Origin of the sequence: Arthrobacter globiformis NBRC 12137 (assembly GCF_000238915.1) — a bacterium.
GTDB classification, from domain to species: domain Bacteria; phylum Actinomycetota; class Actinomycetes; order Actinomycetales; family Micrococcaceae; genus Arthrobacter; species Arthrobacter globiformis.
The window spans coordinates 83,516-101,261 of record NZ_BAEG01000037.1 but is presented as its reverse complement, the minus strand read 5'-3'; the positions used below and the strand labels follow the sequence as shown (position 1 = coordinate 101,261).

Below are 17,746 nucleotides of genomic sequence, written 5' to 3'. Positions count from 1 at the left end.
AATACACAACCCGCTAGTCCATTTTTCGAAAATTTTTAGGATTACGATACCGCTCCACGGACAATATCCAACTGAAATCGGGCATTGGGCGACAGTCTCGATCCTTCATCCAGCGCCCCAAGCCGGGCATCCGGAACCCGCTGGAAGGTGAAGGCCGTCTTGGAGGAGGTCTTGTTCTAGACCAGCGGGGGAAGGAGGTGGATGACGCTGCCGGCGGATGTGACCATCTGAAGTTTCTATTCGTCGGGTTGGGGCACACCCCAACCTGACGTCAGAACAAAGCCCAAAAGGCGTCAGGATAGGGTCCGAATTCCAATTCCCTGCCACAAGTTGGTCGAGGTCTAAGAGCCAAAGCTGACCCTAGAGAAGGCGGACCGCGGAGCCGCTTGTACTACAAGTAGCTAACTTGTATCCTAGGTGAGCGGGCGATGTTGCCCCTGATCCCCAAGGAGAACCATGAGTACCGTCGACCTCATCCGGCACGTCAAACTGTCAACCGCCCGCCTTCCGCTGGCTGTGCCGATCAGCGATGCCAAGGTGTTCACCGGCCGCCAGAAGCCCATGACGGAAGTTGTCTTCCTCTTCGCCGAGATCACCACCGAACAGGGCCACACCGGCCTCGGCTTCAGCTACTCCAAGCGCGCCGGCGGCCCCGCGCAGTACGCGCACGCCAAGGAAGTTGCCGAAGGCATCATCGGCGAGGACCCCAACGACATCGGCAAGCTCTACACCAAGCTGCTCTGGGCCGGTGCCTCCGTGGGACGCTCCGGCGTCGCCACCCAGGCCCTTGCCGCCATCGACATCGCCCTGTACGACCTCAAGGCCAAGCGCGCCGGGCTCCCCCTGGCCAAGCTCCTGGGCTCTTACCGCGACTCCGTCCAGACCTACAACACCTCCGGCGGCTTCCTCAACGCCACCCTCGACGAGGTGAAGGCCCGCGCCACGCAGTCCGTCGAAGAGGGCATCGGCGGCATCAAAATCAAGGTCGGACTCCCGGACACCAAGGAGGACCTGCGCCGCGTGGCCGGCATCCGCGAACACATCGGCTGGGATGTGCCGCTCATGGTGGACGCCAACCAGCAGTGGGACCGCGCCACCGCACTGCGCATGGGCCGCCAGCTCGAAGAATTCAACCTCATCTGGATCGAAGAGCCGCTGGACGCCTACGACTTCGAGGGCCACGCCCACCTCGCGCAGGTCTTGGACACCCCAATCGCCACCGGCGAAATGCTCGCCTCCGTAGCCGAGCACAAGGGCCTCATCGCCGCCAACGGCTGCGACATCATCCAGCCGGACGCCCCGCGCGTCGGCGGCATCACCCAGTTCCTCCGCCTGGCAGCCCTCGCCGACGAACGCGGCCTGGGCCTGGCCCCGCACTTCGCGATGGAAATCCACCTGCACCTGGCCGCCGCCTACCCGCGCGAACCGTGGGTGGAGCACTTCGACTGGCTGGACCCGCTGTTCAACGAACGCCTCGAAACCAAGGACGGCCGCATGATCGTTCCGGACCGCCCGGGCCTCGGCGTCAGCCTCAGCGACCAGGCCCGCGCGTGGACCACCGAGACGGCGGAATTCGGCGCGTAACCTTGAATCCATGAGCCGGAACCTGACCGCGGACCTCGCCGCCGATCTTCGCACCCGCATTGTCGACGGCGTCATCCAGCCCGGCGAAAAGCTTCCGAGCGAAAACACCCTCATTGGCGAGTTCGGCGTCAGCCGGACGGTCGTCCGGTCCGCGCTCACCCGGCTCCAGGCCGAAGGACTCGTGGAAACCGAACGCGGGAGGGGCAGCTTTGCGCTGACCCCTCCCCCGGGAAGTCCGACGTGGGGCCAGCCCACCAGGGCTGTGGTCACCGCCGAGGACCGCCTGCATCTGCTGGAATTCCGGATCGGCGTCGAAACCGAAGCGGCAGCGCTTGCCGCCGGAAACCGGACGGAGCGGCAGCTGAACGCCATGCGGCAGGCACTGGCGGAATTCACGGACAGCGGCGAGCACCCTGCGCACGCGATGAAGGCGGATTTTGAGTTCCACAAAGCCATTGCCGCTGCCTCGGGAAACCCCTTCTACACGGACTGCCTCTCCTCGCTGGGCCAGACGATGATCGCCATGCCGCGCACCCGGCTGATGACCGGCGTCGAGCATTACGCCCGGGACCACTTCGAACAGGTGGTCCACGAACACGGGTCCATTTTTGCCGCCATCGCGGACGGTGACGGAGCCGCAGCGTCCGCGGCGATGCGCAACCACCTGGCCAACTCGCGGCGCAGGCTCCGGGCCGGTCGCGAATAGGAGCCTCGAATCACGCCCCGCCAGGCGACTCGATTCCGTCACCTGCAGGCGGCTTGATCAGCTCCAGAAGCCGCAAAACAGCAGGGTTGGCCGTCTCCTCGTTCCACGCAAGCTCCAGTTCCACCCGGTTCAGCTCCTGCACGCCGTTCCGCCCGTCGATCTCGTGGAATTCCACGCCCGCCGGGGCGAACGCCATGGCAGAGGCGGGAACCAGAGTCACTCCCAGCCCTGCCTGGACGAACGCCAACAGCGCCGGTACCTGGCTGGCGTACTGGGTGATGTTGGCATGTGCGCCGGCGCTGGCGAACAAACGCAGCACCAGGTCGTGGAAGTAGCGGGCCTCCTTGGTGGAGTACATGAGCAGCGGAAGCCTGTCCAAAAATCCAAGCGGCAGCGGCTCGCCGTTGCGCGGTGCCATCGTGCCCAGCAGCGAACTGCCTTCGGGCAGCGCCACCACCAGGCGGTCCTGCATCAGCGGCCGGGACACCACCCCCGGCCGGGCCACGATGGGTCGCAGCAGGCCGATGTCCACGTTCCCCTTCACCAGCCCGTCCATCTGGTCCGTGGAGACCAGCTCCCGGAGCACGAAGGACACCCGCGGCATATTCTCCGCTGCGCGGCGCAGCATCAGCGGCAGCGCACTGTGACCCGCTATCGCCGTGTACCCGACGGTGATGGTGCCTGCCTGCCCGGACGAGACCCGCCGGACGTCCAGATCCGTCTTGATGCACATGTCCAGGATCTGCCGTGCCCGCGGCAGCAGCGTGGCACCGGCTGCGGTGAGCTCCACCTTCCGGCTGGTCCGGCCGAAAAGCTGGGCGCCCAGTTTCTTTTCGAGCATCTGGATCTGGCGGCTCAGCGGTGGCTGGGTCATGTTGAGCCGCTCCGCCGCAGCACCGAAATGCAGTTCTTCAGCAACGGCCACAAACGCTTCTAACTGAGGCAGCGAAAACATCCATACCCTTACTGAATTGTCGAGTGCATAAATTGGCTTGGACTTGAATTGATAGCTCACCTTATGGTCGTGAACAAAGCAGCTTTTATCAACCCCTAAAGGGCCAAACAGCACAGGCAATCCAAGGAGCACAGCGCAGTGAACCAGGCATACGACCCCGCCCAGCACCTCAACCAGGCCCGGATCACTGGCGTCTCCATAACGCCGGTGGCCTTCAAGGACCCGCCCCTCCTCAACACCGTGGGCGTCCATGAACCGTTCGCCCTGCGGGCCATCGTCGAGGTCCACACGGACGCCGGCGTCTCGGGCTTCGGTGAAACGTACGGCGACGCCGGCCACCTCGCACGGCTCCAGCTGGCAGCCGCTGCGCTGCCCGGGACGGACGTGTTCAACATCAACGCGCTGCGCAGCCGAATCGCCCAGGCACTGGAGCAGGACACCAGCCAGGGCGGCCACGGCATGAGCGGCATGGTCACGGGTTCGAGCACCGCGGACCGGGTGCTGTCCCCGTTCGACGTCGCCGCCCTGGACATCCAGGGCAAGCTGCTGGGCAGGCCCGTCAGCGACCTCCTCGGCGGCGCCGTCCGCGGGTCGGTGCAGTTCAGCGGCTACCTGTTCTACAAGTGGGCAGGCCACCCGGGCCAGGCCGAGGACAGCTGGGGCGCCGCCCTGGACCCCGAGGGCATTGTCAGGCAGGCCCGGACCATGGTGGACGCCTACGGCTTCAGCGCGCTGAAGCTGAAGGCCGGCGTTTTCCCGCCCGAGGAGGAGATCGCGGCCATGCATGCACTCCGGGCTGAATTCCCGGACCTGCCGCTCCGCATTGACCCCAACGGCGCCTGGACCGTGGAAACCTCCATCCGCGTGGGCAAGGAACTGCACGGCGTCCTGGAATACCTTGAGGACCCCACTCCCGGCATTGACGGCATGGCCGCCGTCCGCCGCGAGGTGGGCATGCCGCTGGCGACCAACATGTGCGTGGTCAGCTTCGCCGATGTTGCCCCCGCCGTGGCGGCCGGAGCCGTGGACGTCATCCTGTCCGACCACCACTTCTGGGGCGGCCTGCGCCGGAGCCAGTTCCTGGCCGGCATCACCGAGACGTTCGGTCTGGGACTGTCCATGCACTCCAATTCCCATTTGGGCATCAGCCTTGCCGCCATGGTCCACCTCGCGGCGGCCACCCCCAAGCTCGACTACGCCTGCGACACGCACTGGCCGTGGAAGGACCCGTCCGAAGATGTCATCGCCGACGGCGTGTTCACATTCACGGGCGGCGCCGTGCAGGTCCCCACCGGTCCCGGGCTCGGAGTGGAAATCGACCGTGACGCCCTGGAACGCCTGCACCGCCAGTACCTGGACTGCGGACTCAGGAGCCGGGATGACACCGGCTACATGAAGCGGCTCCACCCCTCCTACGAGCTTCAGAGCCCCCGGTGGTGAAGGCCGGGCCCGGCCAGCCGGACGGACTGGAATCCCTGAAGATCGTGGTCACCGACCCCATCATCAGCCGGTTCGCTGACCAGTTAAAGGCCGACGGCGGCACTCACCACTGGGACATGGCGGCGGCTTGGACCGCGGACCGCCGGATAGCCGCGCTGGCGGGGGCCGACGTCGTCGTCTGTTCCTCCCTCAGCCCCGCGGAGGCCGAGACGGCCTCCGCGGTGCGCCTGGTCCACGTCACTGGCGCCGGCTACGACAAGATCTCGTTCCCGCAGCTGGCGCCGCAGGCGCTGGTGGCCAACACCTTCCACCACGCACGGCCTATTGCCGAGCATGTCCTCATGGTCACGCTGATGCTGTCGCGCAATGTTGCCGCTGCCGAACGCGCACTCCGCCGGGGAGAGTGGCGGACCATCGCCACCGACGCCGGCGTGCCCTTTCAGCCCGTCCTTGCTGACCTGACGCTGGGGCTGGTGGGCCTCGGGTCCATCGGTGCCGAGGTGGCCCGTGTTGCCGGATCGCTGGGAATGAAGGTCCGGGCTGTCCGGCGGAACCCGTCAGCCCCTCTTCCCGACGGCGTCGGGCTCGACTGGGTGGGCGGGAACGGAGAGCTCCATGAGCTGCTGGCCGCGTCCGACGTCGTCGTGGTCACGGTGCCGCTGGATGCCGGGACCAAGGGGATGATCGGGGCGGCTGAACTGTCCGCCATGAAACCGTCGGCTTTCCTCATCAACGTGGCCCGCGGCCCTGTGGTTGACCAGGCGGCGCTGTATGCGGCGCTGATAGACCGGTGCATCGCCGGAGCTGGCCTGGACGTGTGGTGGGGGCTGCCGGCGGACGGCGTGGTCCCGCCGGCGGAGCTGCCCTTCGCGGAACTGGAAAACACGGTGCTCACACCGCACCATTCCGGCCATGCGCGCATCACGTTTGAACGCAGGGCGGCCGACATTGCCGCCAATATCGGCCGGCTCGCCCGCGGCGAGGACCTGGTGAACCTGGTGGCGCGTCCCGTTCCGGCTAAATAGCAGTCAAAACGAGCTGCACAATAAGCAGGACACTTCCTTGCGCTGACGCGCCGATCGCCAGGGCCTTCGGGCACGTCGCGTCAGTCAGGTTGGCCCGGACGGGCCGGGGCGCCCAGCCCCGGCCCGCCAGCACCAGCCCGGTCAGCTTGCAGAAGCGACGGCGGCGGTTACGCCGGTGAGTCCTTTGATGGAATCGAGCGGGAAATGACACTCCGCGAGGTGACGCGTGCCGTCGGGGGCCGCCAGCACCTGCGGTTCCGGTGACACTTCGGCACAGATGTCCTGCGCCTTCCAGCACCTCGTCCGGAAGCGGCAGCCCGACGGCGGATCCAGCGGCGACGGCAGCTCACCGCGAAGGACGATCCTGTCCCGCTGCGTTCCGCTGACATCCAGCTTCGGGGACGCCGACATCAGGGCCGCCGTGTACGGGTGCCTGGGATGGTCAAAGACCTCGTCGGTGGCACCCGTTTCGATGATGCGCCCGAGGTACATCACGGCCACCCGGTCCGCCACGTGCCGGACCACCGTCAGATCGTGCGAGATGAAAATGTACGAAACTCCGAGTTCCTTCTGCAGCTCGTTGAGCAGGTTCAGGACCTGGGCCTGGACGGACAGGTCCAGCGCGGACACGGGCTCGTCGAGGATGATGACGTCCGGGTTCAGCGCCAACGCGCGGGCGATCCCGATGCGCTGGCGCTGTCCCCCGGAGAACTCCTGCGGCGACTTGCGGGCATCGGAAGGGCGCAGACCCACCATGTGGAGCAGTTCGCGGACCCGGGCCTCGCGTTCCTTGGACGTCGGGTACAGGCTGCGATGCGTGGCCCACGGTTCGGCAATGATGTCGCCGGCGTTCATGCGGGCATTCAGGGAGGCGAACGGGTCCTGGAACACCATCTGCACCCGCCGTCGCCAGTTGAGTAGTTCCTTTCCGCGGAGCCCGAACGGGTTGGTCCCCTCGAACGTCACGGTCCCTTTATCCGGCGTTTCCAGCATCATCAGGGTCCGCGCCAGGGTTGACTTGCCGCAGCCTGACTCACCGACCAGGCCAAGGGTTTCCCCGCGGCCGACTGTCAGGCTGATGCCGTCCAGGGCCTTGAGCCGGGTGTTGCCGCTGGCGCTCTTGGCCACGTGGAACGTCTTGGTCAGGCCGTCAATGGCCAGAAGCGGCTCAGGCATTGGTGATCTCCTCGCTGAAGTGGCAGGCGGCGGTGCGGGCGGGCCGCGACGGGCCGCCGGAAGGGACATTCGCAGTGGCGGTGCCGGCGTCGGCGTCGTTGACCGGGCTGGTGACCGGCCGGAGGGCGGGCCGCTCTGCCCGGCAGATGTCCTGCACCAGCGGGCATCGCGACTGGTAGACGCAGCCGGCAGGGATGTCGTGGAGCTCGGGCGGGCTGCCCGGAATGGACTTCAGCTGGGCGCCGCGCTCCAGATGGACGGGCACCGACTCCAGCAGCCCCTTCGTATAGGGATGCCGGGGGTCCGCGAAGACCTCCGACACCGGTCCGCTTTCCACGACGTTCCCGGCGTACATCACGGCCACGGAGTCCGCTTCCTCCGCGACGACTGCGAGGTCGTGGGTGATGAGGATGACGGCCATCTGGCCCTCTTCGCGGAGGGTCCGCAGCAGCTGCATGATCTGGGCCTGGACGGTGACATCCAGGGCGGTGGTGGGTTCATCAGCAATGAGCAGGCGCGGATTAAGGGCCACGGCCATCGCGATGAGGATCCGCTGGCGCATGCCGCCGGAGAACTGGTGCGGGTAGGAGTTGACCCGCGACTCCGGCTCGGGAATGCCCACGCGCTTCATCAGGTCTATCGCTTCAGCCCGCGCCTGCCTGGCGTTCAGGCCGCGGTGGATGCGGAACGCCTCGCCGAGCTGGGTCCCTACTGTATATACCGGGTTAAGCGCGGTCAGGGCATCCTGGAAGACAATGCCCAGGCCCGGACCGGCGAACTTGAGCCGCTCCTTGGCGCTGAGCGCTGCGAGGTCGGTCCCGTTCAGGACGATCTGGCCGTCGGCCAGGTCGCAGACCGGATCCATGATCCCGGCCAGTGCCTTCGCGGTCATGGACTTTCCGCAGCCGGATTCGCCGAGCAGCGCCAGGGTTTCCCCGGCACGGGCCTCGAATCCCACACTGTTCACCGCGCGCACGGTGCCGCGGTGGGTCCGGATGTCCACCGCGAGGTCGCGGACCTGCAGGACGACGTCGTGGGCTTTTGCCTCGCTGCTGGCGGCAGGTGCTTCTGCGGCACGGGAGCGTTTCACGGGAGCCTGTTCGGCAGCTGTTTTCACGGCTGGGTCTCCTTCACTGGAATGCGGGCGATCAGGCGCTTGCGCGGAAGTGCCAGCCGCCAGCGCTGGGCCGGGTCGGTGGCGATCCGCAGCCACGCGGCGAGTACGTTGGCGGCGATGGTGGTGACGACGATGGCGACGCCGGGGAAAATAGACAGCCACCACGCGGTCTGCAGGTACTGCCGGCCTTGGGAAACCATGAGGCCCCAGCTGACGTCCGGCGGCTGGATGCCGATGCCCAGGAAGCTCAGCGAAGACTCGGCGAGCATCACATAGCAGAACTCGAGGGTGGCCAGCGTGAGCAGGGTCGGAAGCACCACGGGGATGACGTGCCGGACGATGATCGCGCTGGGCTTGGCCCCGAACGTGCGGGCAGCATCCACGAACGTCCGGCTTTGCAGCTCCGCCGACTCGGCCCGGGCGGTGCGCAGGTAGATCGGAATGCGGGTCAGGGCAAGGATCAGGACGATATTCGCGGCGGAGGGGCTGAAGACGTAAAGGACGACGACGGCGAGCAGCAGGGACGGGAAGCTCATGATCACGTCGGCGATGCGCATGGACACGTTCTCCCGCCAGCCGCGGTGGTAACCGGCCCAGACGCCCCACAACGAACCGATGACCAGGGCAACCGCGACGGCGGGCACGGCGACGGACAGGGTGGTCCGGCTGGCCACCACCAGCCGGGCCAGCATGCTCCGGCCCAGCGAATCACTGCCCAGGAAGTACTCCCAGCCGTGCGCCACAGTGAACGGTGCCTTGTTGGCGAACAGCAGGTTCTGTTTTGTGGCCAGGTCCCCCATCAGGGCGGGACCGATGAGGGCCGTCAGGCCGACGACGACCAGGATCAGCGCCGACGCAGTGGCGAAACGGTCCTTGAGCAGGAGTCGGAACAGGCCCAGCTTGCCGTCCTGTTTGCTTTCCTTGGTGTGCTCCCGGGGCTGGCGGGAGTCCGCCGGCAGCTGCTCTGCTGCCGGCGGCTCTGTGAGTGAACTCTGCATGGTTACTCCTAGGCCTTTACCGTGACGGGACGGACGCGCGCGTCCAGCAGCGCGTACCCCATGTCGATGAGGATGTTCAGTGCGAAGATTGCGACAGCGGTCAGCAGGACGGCTGCCTGCAGGACCGCAAAGTCGCGCTGCAGGATCGAATCGATCATGAGCTTGCCAATTCCCGGCCAGCCGAAGATGGTCTCCACCACTACGGCGCCATTGACCAGTCCCACGGTCAGGTCACCGGCCACTGTCAGGGCCGGGGCCGCGGCGTTGCGCAGCGCGTGGTGCGTGACCACCCGTAGCTCGCCGGCACCGCGGCTGCGGGCCAGCTTGATGTAGGGTTCCGACAGCGCCGACACCATGGAACCGCGGACAATCTGGACCAGCACCCCGAACGGCCGCAGCAGCAGGGTGGCGATGGGCAGCACCCAGGCGCTGGCCCCCGACACACCTGATGTCGGCAGCCAGCCCAGGGTGATGGCGAATACCCAGATGCCCACGATTGCCAGCCAGAAATCCGGGATTGAAGCCGCAGCCATGGAGACGAAACTTGAGATCCGGTCCGCAATGCCGTTCGGCTTCAGCGCGGCCCAGCACCCCACCACGAGTGCCAGCAGCACGGCCAGCACCATGGTGGTGGCCGCGAGCTGCAGGGTGGCAGGGAAAGCACGCAGCGCCATGGCGGCCGCATCCTGCCCGGTGCGCAGGGACTGTCCGAAATCGAGCCGGAATACTCCGCCGAAGTAGTCGGCCATCTGCACCAGCAACGGCTGGTCCAGGCCGTTGCGTGCCGTGAAATCGTCGCGCATCTGCTGCGTGGCGTTCAGGGGCAGGTACAGGCTGGCCGGATTTCCCGTCATCCTGGCCAGGGCGAACACCCCGACGATCACCACCACCAGCGGCAGTGCGCTGGAGACAATCCGCTTCCTCAAGTAGATCAGCATGGCTGTCCTTCTCTCCCGGAAGTCCGGGCTAGCTTGCCGGGGTCATTTCCGCGACACGCAGCTCATCGCCGCTGGACGAGTTGGGCGTGTAGTTCACGGACTTGGCCTTGCCGATGATGCCGGTCTGGTGCGAGATGTGGGCGAACTGCACAACCTTGTCGTTCTGGTACGCGAAGATCTCCTCAAAGTCCTTCTTCCGCTCGTCGCCGGACGCGGCATCGGCCTTCTTGATCATGGCGTCAAACTCCGGGGTGCCGAAGTAGCTCTGCGCCCCAGTGGACAGCATGTACTGGTCCACGGTGAAGGCTGCATCACCGGCCTGGTTGCCGTGCTGGGTCATCAGGGCCACGGCACCCTCGTCCTTCGGGAACGGACGGACCTGGTAGGTCAGGTGCTGGCTGGTTTCGAGCATCTTGAGCTTGACGTTCAGGCCGGCCTGGCCGAGCTGCTCCTGGAGGACCTGCCCCAGCTCGGTGATTTTGGGGAACTGGGCGCTGCGGACCACCAGCGAGATCTGCTTGGATGTGTCCACGCCGTCGGCCTTTGCTTCGGCAACGAGGGACTTGGCCTTGTCGAGGTCGAACGGCCAGCCCGTCAGTGCGGAGTTGTGGCCCACGACGCCCTCGGGAACCAGTTGTGCAGCCACCTTGTGCTTGCCCTGGTAGAGGGAGTTGACGATTCCCTCCTTGTCGATGGCGTAATTGACGGCCTGGCGGACGCGGATGTCATTGAGCGGCGCGGCGTTGGCGTCCAGACGCAGGGCGACTGTTTCGTTGTTGGGGTAGTCAACGCCGAGGTCGCCGATGTTGTCGTCCGGGCTCAAGCCCATGGCGACGTCGGCCTCACCGCTGGTGACCATGGCCGCCCGAACCGAGCTTTCGGAACGCCACTGGTACTCGGCCTTGGCGTAGGCGGGCTTGTCCCCCCAGTAGCCGTCCCAGGTGGAGAGCGTGATCTTCTGCCCGGAGTCCCACTGCTCGATCTTGTAGGGGCCGGTGCCGATCGGCTCACGGACCTTCGCCGTGGTGCTGGTCGACGTCGGAACCACCTCAAGGAATGAAAGGCGCAGCGGAAGGATGGGATCGGGTTCGGGAGTCGTGACGGTCAGGGTGCTGGCATCCACGGCCTTGACTTTGAGGTCCGCGTCGCCAAAGACGTAGCCCTCCACGTTGCAGCCGAGCTTGGAGTTGACCGCCCTGTCGATGGTGAAGGCGGCCGCTTCGGCGTTGAAGGGCGTGCCGTCCTGGAACTTCACGCCTTCACGCAGCTTCAGCGTCCATTCCGTATCGCTGGTGGCCTTCCATTCTGTGGCGAGCTTCGGTTCGAGTTCGCCGGTCTTGGGGTTCCGTTCAATCAGCGGCTCGGTGACGTTCGAGCGGACCACAACCCCGGTGGAGGTCAGGTTCGACTCACAGGCTTCCAGGGTGGGCGGTTCCTGTCCCAGGACAACGCGGACTGTGTTCGAGGAGAGGGCTGCGGCGTCGGAATTGGCCACCGAGCAGCCGCTCAGACCCAGCACCGCGACCGATGCCAGGGCCGGCCACTTCAGCACGGCGGCGGGAAAGGGGAGCTTTGAAGAAGACGTCATTGTATTTCCTCCGGATCGGGTGATTGCGGCAGCGTCTGGTCCTGCACGAGTGGAACAAGGCATCAGGATCAGGTGCTTGGGGCCGCGCTGGACTCAAGCTAATTGAGGTCCAGGGGGTCCACAAGGATATTGCGGGGCGCCGCCGGGGCCGCAGGGACGGCCAGGCGGGCACCGGGCCCCTGTGACGGCCGCCACGTCCCCCGGAAAACCGCGCCGTTCCGCGGGAGGAGGGATACCGATACAGTCCGGGCATCGATCAATGCCATTTACATGTTGGACCCGTATGGATCGGAATCCCTAGGGTGCAGCTATGGAGAACATCGCCGTCCTGCAGGTCGGACCACTCATGCCAACCGTCCAAGAATCCATTCGAAAGGACTATGGCGCCGTGCGGCTCCCTGATGGCGCCCTCGAGCAGGAGGAGTTCCTGCGGACGCATGGCCCGTCCTTTGCGGTCGCCGTGACGTCGGGGCGGTTCGGCGTGGGTACCGAGCTCATGCGCGCCTTGCCCAACCTGCGCGCGGTCATCAACTTCGGCGTCGGCTACGACACCACGGATGTTGCCCAGGCTGCCGGGCGCGGCATCACCGTCAGCAACACGCCCGACGTCCTCAATGAGTGTGTGGCGGATACCGCTATCGCCCTTTACCTGGACGTGCTGCGCAAAACCAGCGTGGCGGACCGCTACGTCCGGCGGGGAGACTGGCTCAGCAAGGGCAACTTCCCGCTGGCCACCAAGGCCAGCGGCAAGAAGGTGGGCATCCTTGGCCTCGGCCGGATCGGACGGGTCATCGCGCGCCGGCTGGAAGGCTTCGACTGCGACGTCAGCTACCACAGCCGCAATCCGGTGGCCGACGTCGGGTACTGGTATGCCGCCTCCCCCGTCGAACTCGCCGCCGGCTGCGACGTGCTGATCGTGGCGGCCGCCGGCGGGCCAGGCTCGGCCGGACTGGTAGGCGCCGAGGTCATCAATGCGCTGGGACCCAATGGCTACCTGGTCAACATCGCCAGGGGCTCCGTAGTGGATGAGGAAGCCCTCGTGGCTGCCCTGCTGGCCGGGCGCCTGGCTGGCGCAGGACTGGACGTTTTCGTGGAGGAGCCGAAGGTCCCGGAGGACCTCCTCAGCCTCGACAACGTGGTCCTTTTGCCCCACCTCGGAAGCGGGACCCACGAAACGAGGGCCGCCATGGCCGAACTGACCCTCGCCAACCTGCGCTCCTATGTCACCACCGGTTCCGTCCTGACAGCGGCGCAGGCATGAGCTGCTCAATAGTTCCCTGCGGGTATCACGCCATGCAATATGCGTGTTGGACGGGCATGAATCCGACTGCTTACAGTTAATACGTGCTGTGGCGAGGACCACAACGGCCTGCCCCGTAGTCCCCACAGCGCGATCTTGCTGCTCTATCAAAGAGGATTCCCCCCATGCAGTCTGTAGACACCGCTGTCACGGATCTGGCTTCGGCCACGAAGAAGTTTTTCCGGCGCGTGCTGCCCATCATGCTGGTCATGCTCGTGTGCAACCAGCTGAACCGGTCCAACATTGGTTACGCCCAGGACCACCTGCAGGCTGACGTCGGCATCGGCGCCGCGGCTTACGGCTTCGGCGCCGGGCTGTTCTTCATCGCCTACGCCATTTTCGAGCTTCCGAGCAACGTCATGATGGAAAAGTACGGCGCCAAGATCTGGCTGACCCGGATCATGGTCAGCTGGGGCATCGTGTCCTTCCTCATGGCGTTCGTTCAGAACGAGATGATGTTCTACGTTCTGCGGTTCCTGCTGGGTGCCGCCGAAGCCGGTTTCTTCCCCGCCGTCATCTTCTACTTCGCCCGCTGGGTGCCCGCCGGGCAGCGCGGCAAGGCGACCGCTGTCTTCATCGCCGGATCATCGGTGGCAGCCGCCCTGTCCGGCCCCATCGCCGGCCTGCTCCTGAGCCTGCACGACGTCCTGGGCCTGCGCGGCTGGCAGTGGCTGTTCGGCTTCGAAGGCGCGCTCTCCGTTGCCGTCGGCATCACCGTGTTCTTCTTCCTCGACGCAAAGATCCAGGACGCCAAGTGGCTCACAGCCGGCGAGAAGGCGGCTCTCACCGCAACAATCGACCAGGAGGACGCCCAGCACACCAAGGCCGACGGCGGCAAGGCCAACCGCTGGAAGATGCTCCTGAACCCACAGATTCTCCTGCTGTGCGGCATCTACTTCTCGGTGCAGCTCTCCATCTACGCGAACACGTTCTGGCTGCCGACCATCGTCAAGCAGATCCCCGGCACCACGGACCTGAGCGTCGGCTTCCTTTCCTCCATCCCCTGGGTGTGCGCCGTCTTCGCCATGTACTTCGCGGCCAAATGGCAGGACAAGGCTAAGTCCAAGCGCCCGCTGCTGGTCGCAGCACTCCTCGTGGCCGCCGTCGGCACCCTCGCCGCGGCTGTCGCCACCCCGGTCCTTGCCCTGGCGTTCCTGGCCGTTGCGGCCATGGGCTTCAAGAGCGCATCACCGCTGTTCTGGACCATCCCGCAGTCGGCCCTGCACCCGCTGGTCCTCGCTCCCGCCATCGCCATCATCAACTCCCTGGGCAACCTCGGCGGCTTTGTGGCACCCTTCGGTTTTGGCATCATCAAGGAGCAGACCGGAAGCGTGGTGCCCGGCCTGTTCGCACTGGCTGCGGCATCCACGGTGGCAGCCATCCTCGTGTACTTCCTCAAGGAACGGAAGCCGGCCCCCGACGTCGCGGAGCAGTCACCGGCCGCGGGCACAACACGGTTGGAGCCGTCAACGGCGAAGTAAGCCATCGACAGTGATCTGATCGTCCCGCCGTATTGGGACGGGATTAATCGGACGGAGCGGGGCGGGTGCCGAAATTCCGGCACCCGCCCCGCGGCGTTGCTGAAAGTCTCTGCCGTTTGCCGGGCTTCCGGGACAGGCCAGCGAAACCCGCGGGTCAGCCGGCACAGGGAACGGGGATCCACTCGAATTGAAGGGGCAGAAAATCATGAGTGCATTGAAGCCGGTCGACGTCGCGGTGGAGGCTGACAAGTCGGTAAGTGCCCTGCAAACCCAGATCTCCCCATCGGAGAGCAGGATTTTGTGCAATAACCCGGGCGACAGCCGCTGAAACAAGAAAGAACCCCGGGAAATCATTGATTTCCCGGGGTTCTGATGCGTGCGCGAGGGGGTGTCTAGTTTCACGACATAGTTGACACATGAGTCGGGACATTGTTGACAGGTGTCGCATGACCGGTGAGTCGGGACATAGGTGACACTTCGGGGTTGCTTGGATGACTCATGTCGAAGCAGAAAGTCATCGTTCTCGCCGTCACCGTCCAAGGCCTGAGCAAGGCCGAAGCAGCCCGCAGATACGGGGTGAGCAGGCAGTGGGTCCACGAGCTGCTCACCCGGTACCGCACCGGCGGTCTGGACGCGGTCGAAGCCCGCTCACGGCGGCCGAACAGCAATCCCCGCAGCACCGGCGCCGACATTACTGCCCGGATCCTGGCCCTGCGCGCCAGCCTCACCGACGCCGGCCTGGACGCCGGCCCGGTCACCATCGCCTGGCACCTGGAACGAGAAGGACTGCAGCCGCCCTCGACCTCCACGATCCGCCGCATCCTGCACACCTCAGGCATGATCACCCGCGAACCGAAGAAACGGCCCAAAGCCTCCCTGCACCGCTTCGAGGCCCACCAGCCCAACGAGACCTGGCAGTCCGACTTCACCCACTGGTCCCTGGCCGACGGAACCGACATCGAGATCCTGAACTTCCTCGATGACCACTCCCGCTACCTGCTCGCCTGCACCGCCTACCGGCCCGTAACCGTCACCGCCGTGGTGACCACGTTCCTCACAGCGGCCGCCGAATACGGGCTCCCGGCCTCGACCCTGACCGACAACGGCATGGTCTACACCACCCGCCTGGCCGGTGGCCGAGGCGGACGGAACGCCTTCGAACACCAACTCCACGCCCTGGGCATCACCCAGAAAAACGGCTCCCCGAACCACCCCCAGACCCAGGGCAAGATAGAGCGGTTCCACCAAACCCTGAAGAAATGGCTGACCGGGCAGCCGCCCGCCCACACGCTCGATGACCTCAACGAACAGCTGGAAAAGTTCCGGCACATCTACAACCACGAACGCCCGCACCGGGCCCTGGGCCGCCGCACACCGGCCACCGCCTACACCGCAACCCCCAAGGCAGCACCCGCAGGCGCCAAACAGGGAGACCACTGGCGCCGGCGCATCGACCGTGTCGACCAGTTCGGGAAACTCACCCTCCGCCACGCCGGCCGGCTCCACCACATCGGGATCGGCCGGGCCCACGCCAGCAAACACGTCCTGATGCTCATCCACGACGCCGACGTCACCATCAGCGACACAACCACCGGAGAGATCATCCGCGAACTCACCATCGACCCCACCCGGGACTACCAGTCCCGAACATCCGGGCAAAGAAAAACACCCCGGTCCGAAGACCGGGGTGTCAACGATGACCCGACTCATCCGTAAAGGATGTCTCGACTCACCACATGCGTGCGCGAGGGGGGATTTGAACCCCCACGCCCTTTCGGACACTGGCACCTGAAGCCAGCGCGTCTGCCGTTCCGCCACTCGCGCGCAACTTCTCCCACTTGGCCCCACCGGAATCCGGTTTGCGACCTTGTAAAAGCAGCGAGATCAAGCATAACGGACACTCGCCGCAAATTCCTAATCGGCGCATCGCGGCCACATAGCGGCACGGTTTTCCCCGGCGCCGACACGGATGACAGGATCCCCGAGGCCGCGGCCGAGGGGCGATCCCAGCTTGTGACTGCGCCCACAATAGCCAGCGGAACGTGAACGAATCGGGTTCCCGGCGCGTTGTGGATTAAGGTCTTTCGCAGACGTGGCAAGTAGTATCGGATACATAGGGGCCCGCTTCCGGCGGGCACGGTGTTTTGTTGTGACTGCGTTGCCAGAATGACTTCCACGGGACGTGCTGTCCCTCAGCAGCAAGGAAAGGAGAAGACCATGGGTTTGCTGGACAAGGTCGAGCGCGGCATTGAAAAGGCCGTCCGCGGCGTCTTCTCCACCGGCTCCAAAGCCCAGGTTGAGCCCGTGGAAATCGCGAGCCGCCTCCGCCGCGAAGTGGACCACAAGGCCATCACCATCGCGGCCGGCCGCACCCTGGTGCCCAACGTCTTCGATGTTCTCCTGAGCGACGAGGATTTCCAGCGCGCCCAGGAATGGGGAACGCCGCTTGCCGAGGAACTCTGCGACGTCGTGATCAACCACGTCCGCAGCCAGGGGTACATCCTCCAGGGACCTGTCCGCATTTCATTCCGCCGGGACGAATCCCACCGGGCCGGCGACTTTGAGATCACCTCAAAGACCGAAAAGTCCTCCGATCAGGCGCCGGCCGCCCCGCGGGCAAACGTGCCGGCAGCGCCAAGCCGCCAGCCAGTCCGGCTGCAGCCTGTCCTGGACATCGACGGACAACGGTATTCACTCAATGCGCCCTCAGTCGTCCTGGGCCGTTCATCAGAGGCTGACATCCTGGTGGACGACACCGGAGTCTCCCGCCGGCATCTGGAAATCCAGACCCACGGCGGAACCACCACCGCCGTCGACCTGGGATCCACCAACGGCAGCTACGTCAACGGACACAAAGTGGCCGGCAGCATGGAGCTCACCGACGGCTCCACCATCACGATGGGACGGACCAAAATCATTTTCCGCCTCCTGCCCGCCAACAATGGCGGCCGCCCATGAGCGAACTGACCATCACGGCCCTGCGCTTCGGTTTCCTGCTTCTACTCTGGGTCCTCATCTTCAGCATCGTCTCGGCCATGCGGCGTGACCTCATGATCGGCCGCAAGGCCGCCACGGGAGCCCCCACGGCACGGCAGGTGCGGAAGAATCCCGAACTCGCCGAACCGGCTCCCGCGCCGGCCAAGCAGCAGGCCCGCCAACTGGTGGTCACCGAAGGCCCGCTCAAAGGCCGCACTGTCCCCCTGGCTGCCAGTCCCATCCTGCTGGGGCGCGCACAGGAGGCCACGCTGGTACTCGAAGATGACTACGCTTCCGGCAGGCACGCCCGGCTCTTTCCACAGGGCAGCCGCTGGTTCATCGAGGACCTCGGCTCCACTAACGGCACCTATCTGGCCGACCAGCAGCTCACCAGGGCCCTGCCCGTGGACCTTGGTGTACCCGTGAGAATCGGCAAGACGGTCATTGAATTGAGGCCGTAGC

The 17,746-nt window shown here is 65.6% G+C and carries 15 protein-coding genes and 1 tRNA gene; 9 read left to right on the top strand and 7 right to left on the bottom strand.

Annotated elements, in window-relative coordinates:
- The first annotated feature begins 456 nt into the window (after window positions 1-456).
- Complete coding sequence (locus ARGLB_RS06420) at window positions 457-1,584, top strand: L-talarate/galactarate dehydratase (RefSeq protein ID WP_003800296.1); 1,128 nt, start codon at window positions 457-459, stop codon at window positions 1,582-1,584.
- Window positions 1,585-1,594: 10 nt separating this feature from the next.
- Complete coding sequence (locus ARGLB_RS06415) at window positions 1,595-2,290, top strand: FadR/GntR family transcriptional regulator (RefSeq protein ID WP_003800294.1); 696 nt, start codon at window positions 1,595-1,597, stop codon at window positions 2,288-2,290.
- A 10-nt stretch (window positions 2,291-2,300) separates the two neighbouring features.
- On the opposite strand, the gene ARGLB_RS06410 is transcribed toward ARGLB_RS06415, so the two are convergent.
- A complete protein-coding gene (locus ARGLB_RS06410) occupies window positions 2,301-3,245 on the bottom strand; it encodes a LysR family transcriptional regulator (RefSeq protein ID WP_003800292.1) in 945 nt (314 codons plus the stop codon).
- Between the two features lie 138 nt (window positions 3,246-3,383).
- Between ARGLB_RS06410 and ARGLB_RS06405 the strand changes: the two genes are divergently transcribed.
- A complete protein-coding gene (locus tag ARGLB_RS06405; RefSeq protein WP_003800290.1) occupies window positions 3,384-4,685 on the top strand; it encodes a glucarate dehydratase family protein in 1,302 nt (433 codons plus the stop codon).
- Complete coding sequence (locus ARGLB_RS06400; protein ID WP_217491533.1) at window positions 4,682-5,710, top strand: 2-hydroxyacid dehydrogenase; 1,029 nt, start codon at window positions 4,682-4,684, stop codon at window positions 5,708-5,710. Before ARGLB_RS06405 ends, ARGLB_RS06400 begins: the two co-directional genes overlap by 4 nt.
- A 141-nt stretch (window positions 5,711-5,851) precedes the next feature.
- Here ARGLB_RS06400 and ARGLB_RS06395 read toward each other — a convergent pair whose 3' ends face one another.
- Genes ARGLB_RS06395 through ARGLB_RS06375 form a run of 5 tightly spaced genes read right to left on the bottom strand, consistent with a single transcriptional unit; the run spans window position 5,852 to window position 11,527 of the window.
- Window positions 5,852-6,886, bottom strand: coding sequence for an ABC transporter ATP-binding protein (locus ARGLB_RS06395; RefSeq protein WP_003800286.1), 1,035 nt, complete (start codon window positions 6,884-6,886; stop codon window positions 5,852-5,854).
- The gene (locus ARGLB_RS06390; protein ID WP_003800284.1) at window positions 6,879-8,003 is read right to left on the bottom strand and encodes an ABC transporter ATP-binding protein; all 1,125 of its coding nucleotides are present in this window, start codon (window positions 8,001-8,003) and stop codon (window positions 6,879-6,881) included. The genes ARGLB_RS06395 and ARGLB_RS06390 overlap by 8 nt, the downstream gene beginning before the upstream one ends.
- Window positions 8,000-9,001: an ABC transporter permease gene (locus tag ARGLB_RS06385; RefSeq protein ID WP_003800282.1), complete on the bottom strand. Its 1,002-nt coding sequence runs from the start codon at window positions 8,999-9,001 to the stop codon at window positions 8,000-8,002. Before ARGLB_RS06385 ends, ARGLB_RS06390 begins: the two co-directional genes overlap by 4 nt.
- A gap of 8 nt (window positions 9,002-9,009) precedes the next feature.
- Window positions 9,010-9,939, bottom strand: coding sequence for an ABC transporter permease (locus ARGLB_RS06380; protein WP_003800279.1), 930 nt, complete (start codon window positions 9,937-9,939; stop codon window positions 9,010-9,012).
- A gap of 28 nt (window positions 9,940-9,967) precedes the next feature.
- On the bottom strand, window positions 9,968-11,527 hold the full coding sequence (locus ARGLB_RS06375) for an ABC transporter substrate-binding protein (RefSeq protein ID WP_003800276.1): 1,560 nt from the start codon (window positions 11,525-11,527) through the stop codon (window positions 9,968-9,970).
- 310 nt (window positions 11,528-11,837) lie between these two features.
- Between ARGLB_RS06375 and ARGLB_RS06370 the strand changes: the two genes are divergently transcribed.
- The 3 genes from ARGLB_RS06370 (at window position 11,838) to ARGLB_RS06360 (ending at window position 16,024) form a co-directional block, all read left to right on the top strand.
- Window positions 11,838-12,788: a 2-hydroxyacid dehydrogenase gene (locus ARGLB_RS06370; protein WP_003800271.1), complete on the top strand. Its 951-nt coding sequence runs from the start codon at window positions 11,838-11,840 to the stop codon at window positions 12,786-12,788.
- A gap of 164 nt (window positions 12,789-12,952) precedes the next feature.
- On the top strand, window positions 12,953-14,308 hold the full coding sequence (locus ARGLB_RS06365; protein ID WP_003800269.1) for an MFS transporter: 1,356 nt from the start codon (window positions 12,953-12,955) through the stop codon (window positions 14,306-14,308).
- Window positions 14,309-14,806: 498 nt separating this feature from the next.
- Window positions 14,807-16,024, top strand: coding sequence for an IS481 family transposase (locus ARGLB_RS06360; protein ID WP_003800267.1), 1,218 nt, complete (start codon window positions 14,807-14,809; stop codon window positions 16,022-16,024).
- A 25-nt stretch (window positions 16,025-16,049) separates the two neighbouring features.
- Here the strand turns inward: ARGLB_RS06360 and ARGLB_RS06355 are convergent.
- A tRNA-Leu gene (locus tag ARGLB_RS06355) sits at window positions 16,050-16,132 on the bottom strand.
- Window positions 16,133-16,525: 393 nt separating this feature from the next.
- On the opposite strand from ARGLB_RS06355, the gene ARGLB_RS06350 reads away from it, so the two are divergent.
- Window positions 16,526-17,266 carry an FHA domain-containing protein gene (locus ARGLB_RS06350; protein WP_003800266.1) on the top strand — a complete coding sequence of 247 codons (741 nt, stop codon included), beginning with the start codon at window positions 16,526-16,528 and terminating at the stop codon, window positions 17,264-17,266.
- Window positions 17,263-17,745, top strand: coding sequence for an FHA domain-containing protein FhaB/FipA (locus ARGLB_RS06345; protein ID WP_003800263.1), 483 nt, complete (start codon window positions 17,263-17,265; stop codon window positions 17,743-17,745). Before ARGLB_RS06350 ends, ARGLB_RS06345 begins: the two co-directional genes overlap by 4 nt.
- Window position 17,746 lies beyond the last annotated feature (1 nt).

Excerpts from the sequence above, each read along its gene's own strand:
- ARGLB_RS06360 (WP_003800267.1), top strand. The coding sequence starts at position 14,807 with ATGTCGAAGCAGAAAGTCATCGTTCTCGCCGTCACCGTCCAAGGCCTG.
- ARGLB_RS06385 (WP_003800282.1), bottom strand. The coding sequence starts at position 9,001 with ATGCAGAGTTCACTCACAGAGCCGCCGGCAGCAGAGCAGCTGCCGGCG.
- ARGLB_RS06345 (WP_003800263.1), top strand. The coding sequence starts at position 17,263 with ATGAGCGAACTGACCATCACGGCCCTGCGCTTCGGTTTCCTGCTTCTA.
- ARGLB_RS06410 (WP_003800292.1), bottom strand. The coding sequence starts at position 3,245 with ATGTTTTCGCTGCCTCAGTTAGAAGCGTTTGTGGCCGTTGCTGAAGAA.
- ARGLB_RS06365 (WP_003800269.1), top strand. The coding sequence starts at position 12,953 with ATGCAGTCTGTAGACACCGCTGTCACGGATCTGGCTTCGGCCACGAAG.
- ARGLB_RS06380 (WP_003800279.1), bottom strand. The coding sequence starts at position 9,939 with ATGCTGATCTACTTGAGGAAGCGGATTGTCTCCAGCGCACTGCCGCTG.
- ARGLB_RS06375 (WP_003800276.1), bottom strand. The coding sequence starts at position 11,527 with ATGACGTCTTCTTCAAAGCTCCCCTTTCCCGCCGCCGTGCTGAAGTGG.
- ARGLB_RS06420 (WP_003800296.1), top strand. The coding sequence starts at position 457 with ATGAGTACCGTCGACCTCATCCGGCACGTCAAACTGTCAACCGCCCGC.
- ARGLB_RS06350 (WP_003800266.1), top strand. The coding sequence starts at position 16,526 with ATGGGTTTGCTGGACAAGGTCGAGCGCGGCATTGAAAAGGCCGTCCGC.
- ARGLB_RS06370 (WP_003800271.1), top strand. The coding sequence starts at position 11,838 with ATGGAGAACATCGCCGTCCTGCAGGTCGGACCACTCATGCCAACCGTC.
- ARGLB_RS06395 (WP_003800286.1), bottom strand. The coding sequence starts at position 6,886 with ATGCCTGAGCCGCTTCTGGCCATTGACGGCCTGACCAAGACGTTCCAC.
- ARGLB_RS06415 (WP_003800294.1), top strand. The coding sequence starts at position 1,595 with ATGAGCCGGAACCTGACCGCGGACCTCGCCGCCGATCTTCGCACCCGC.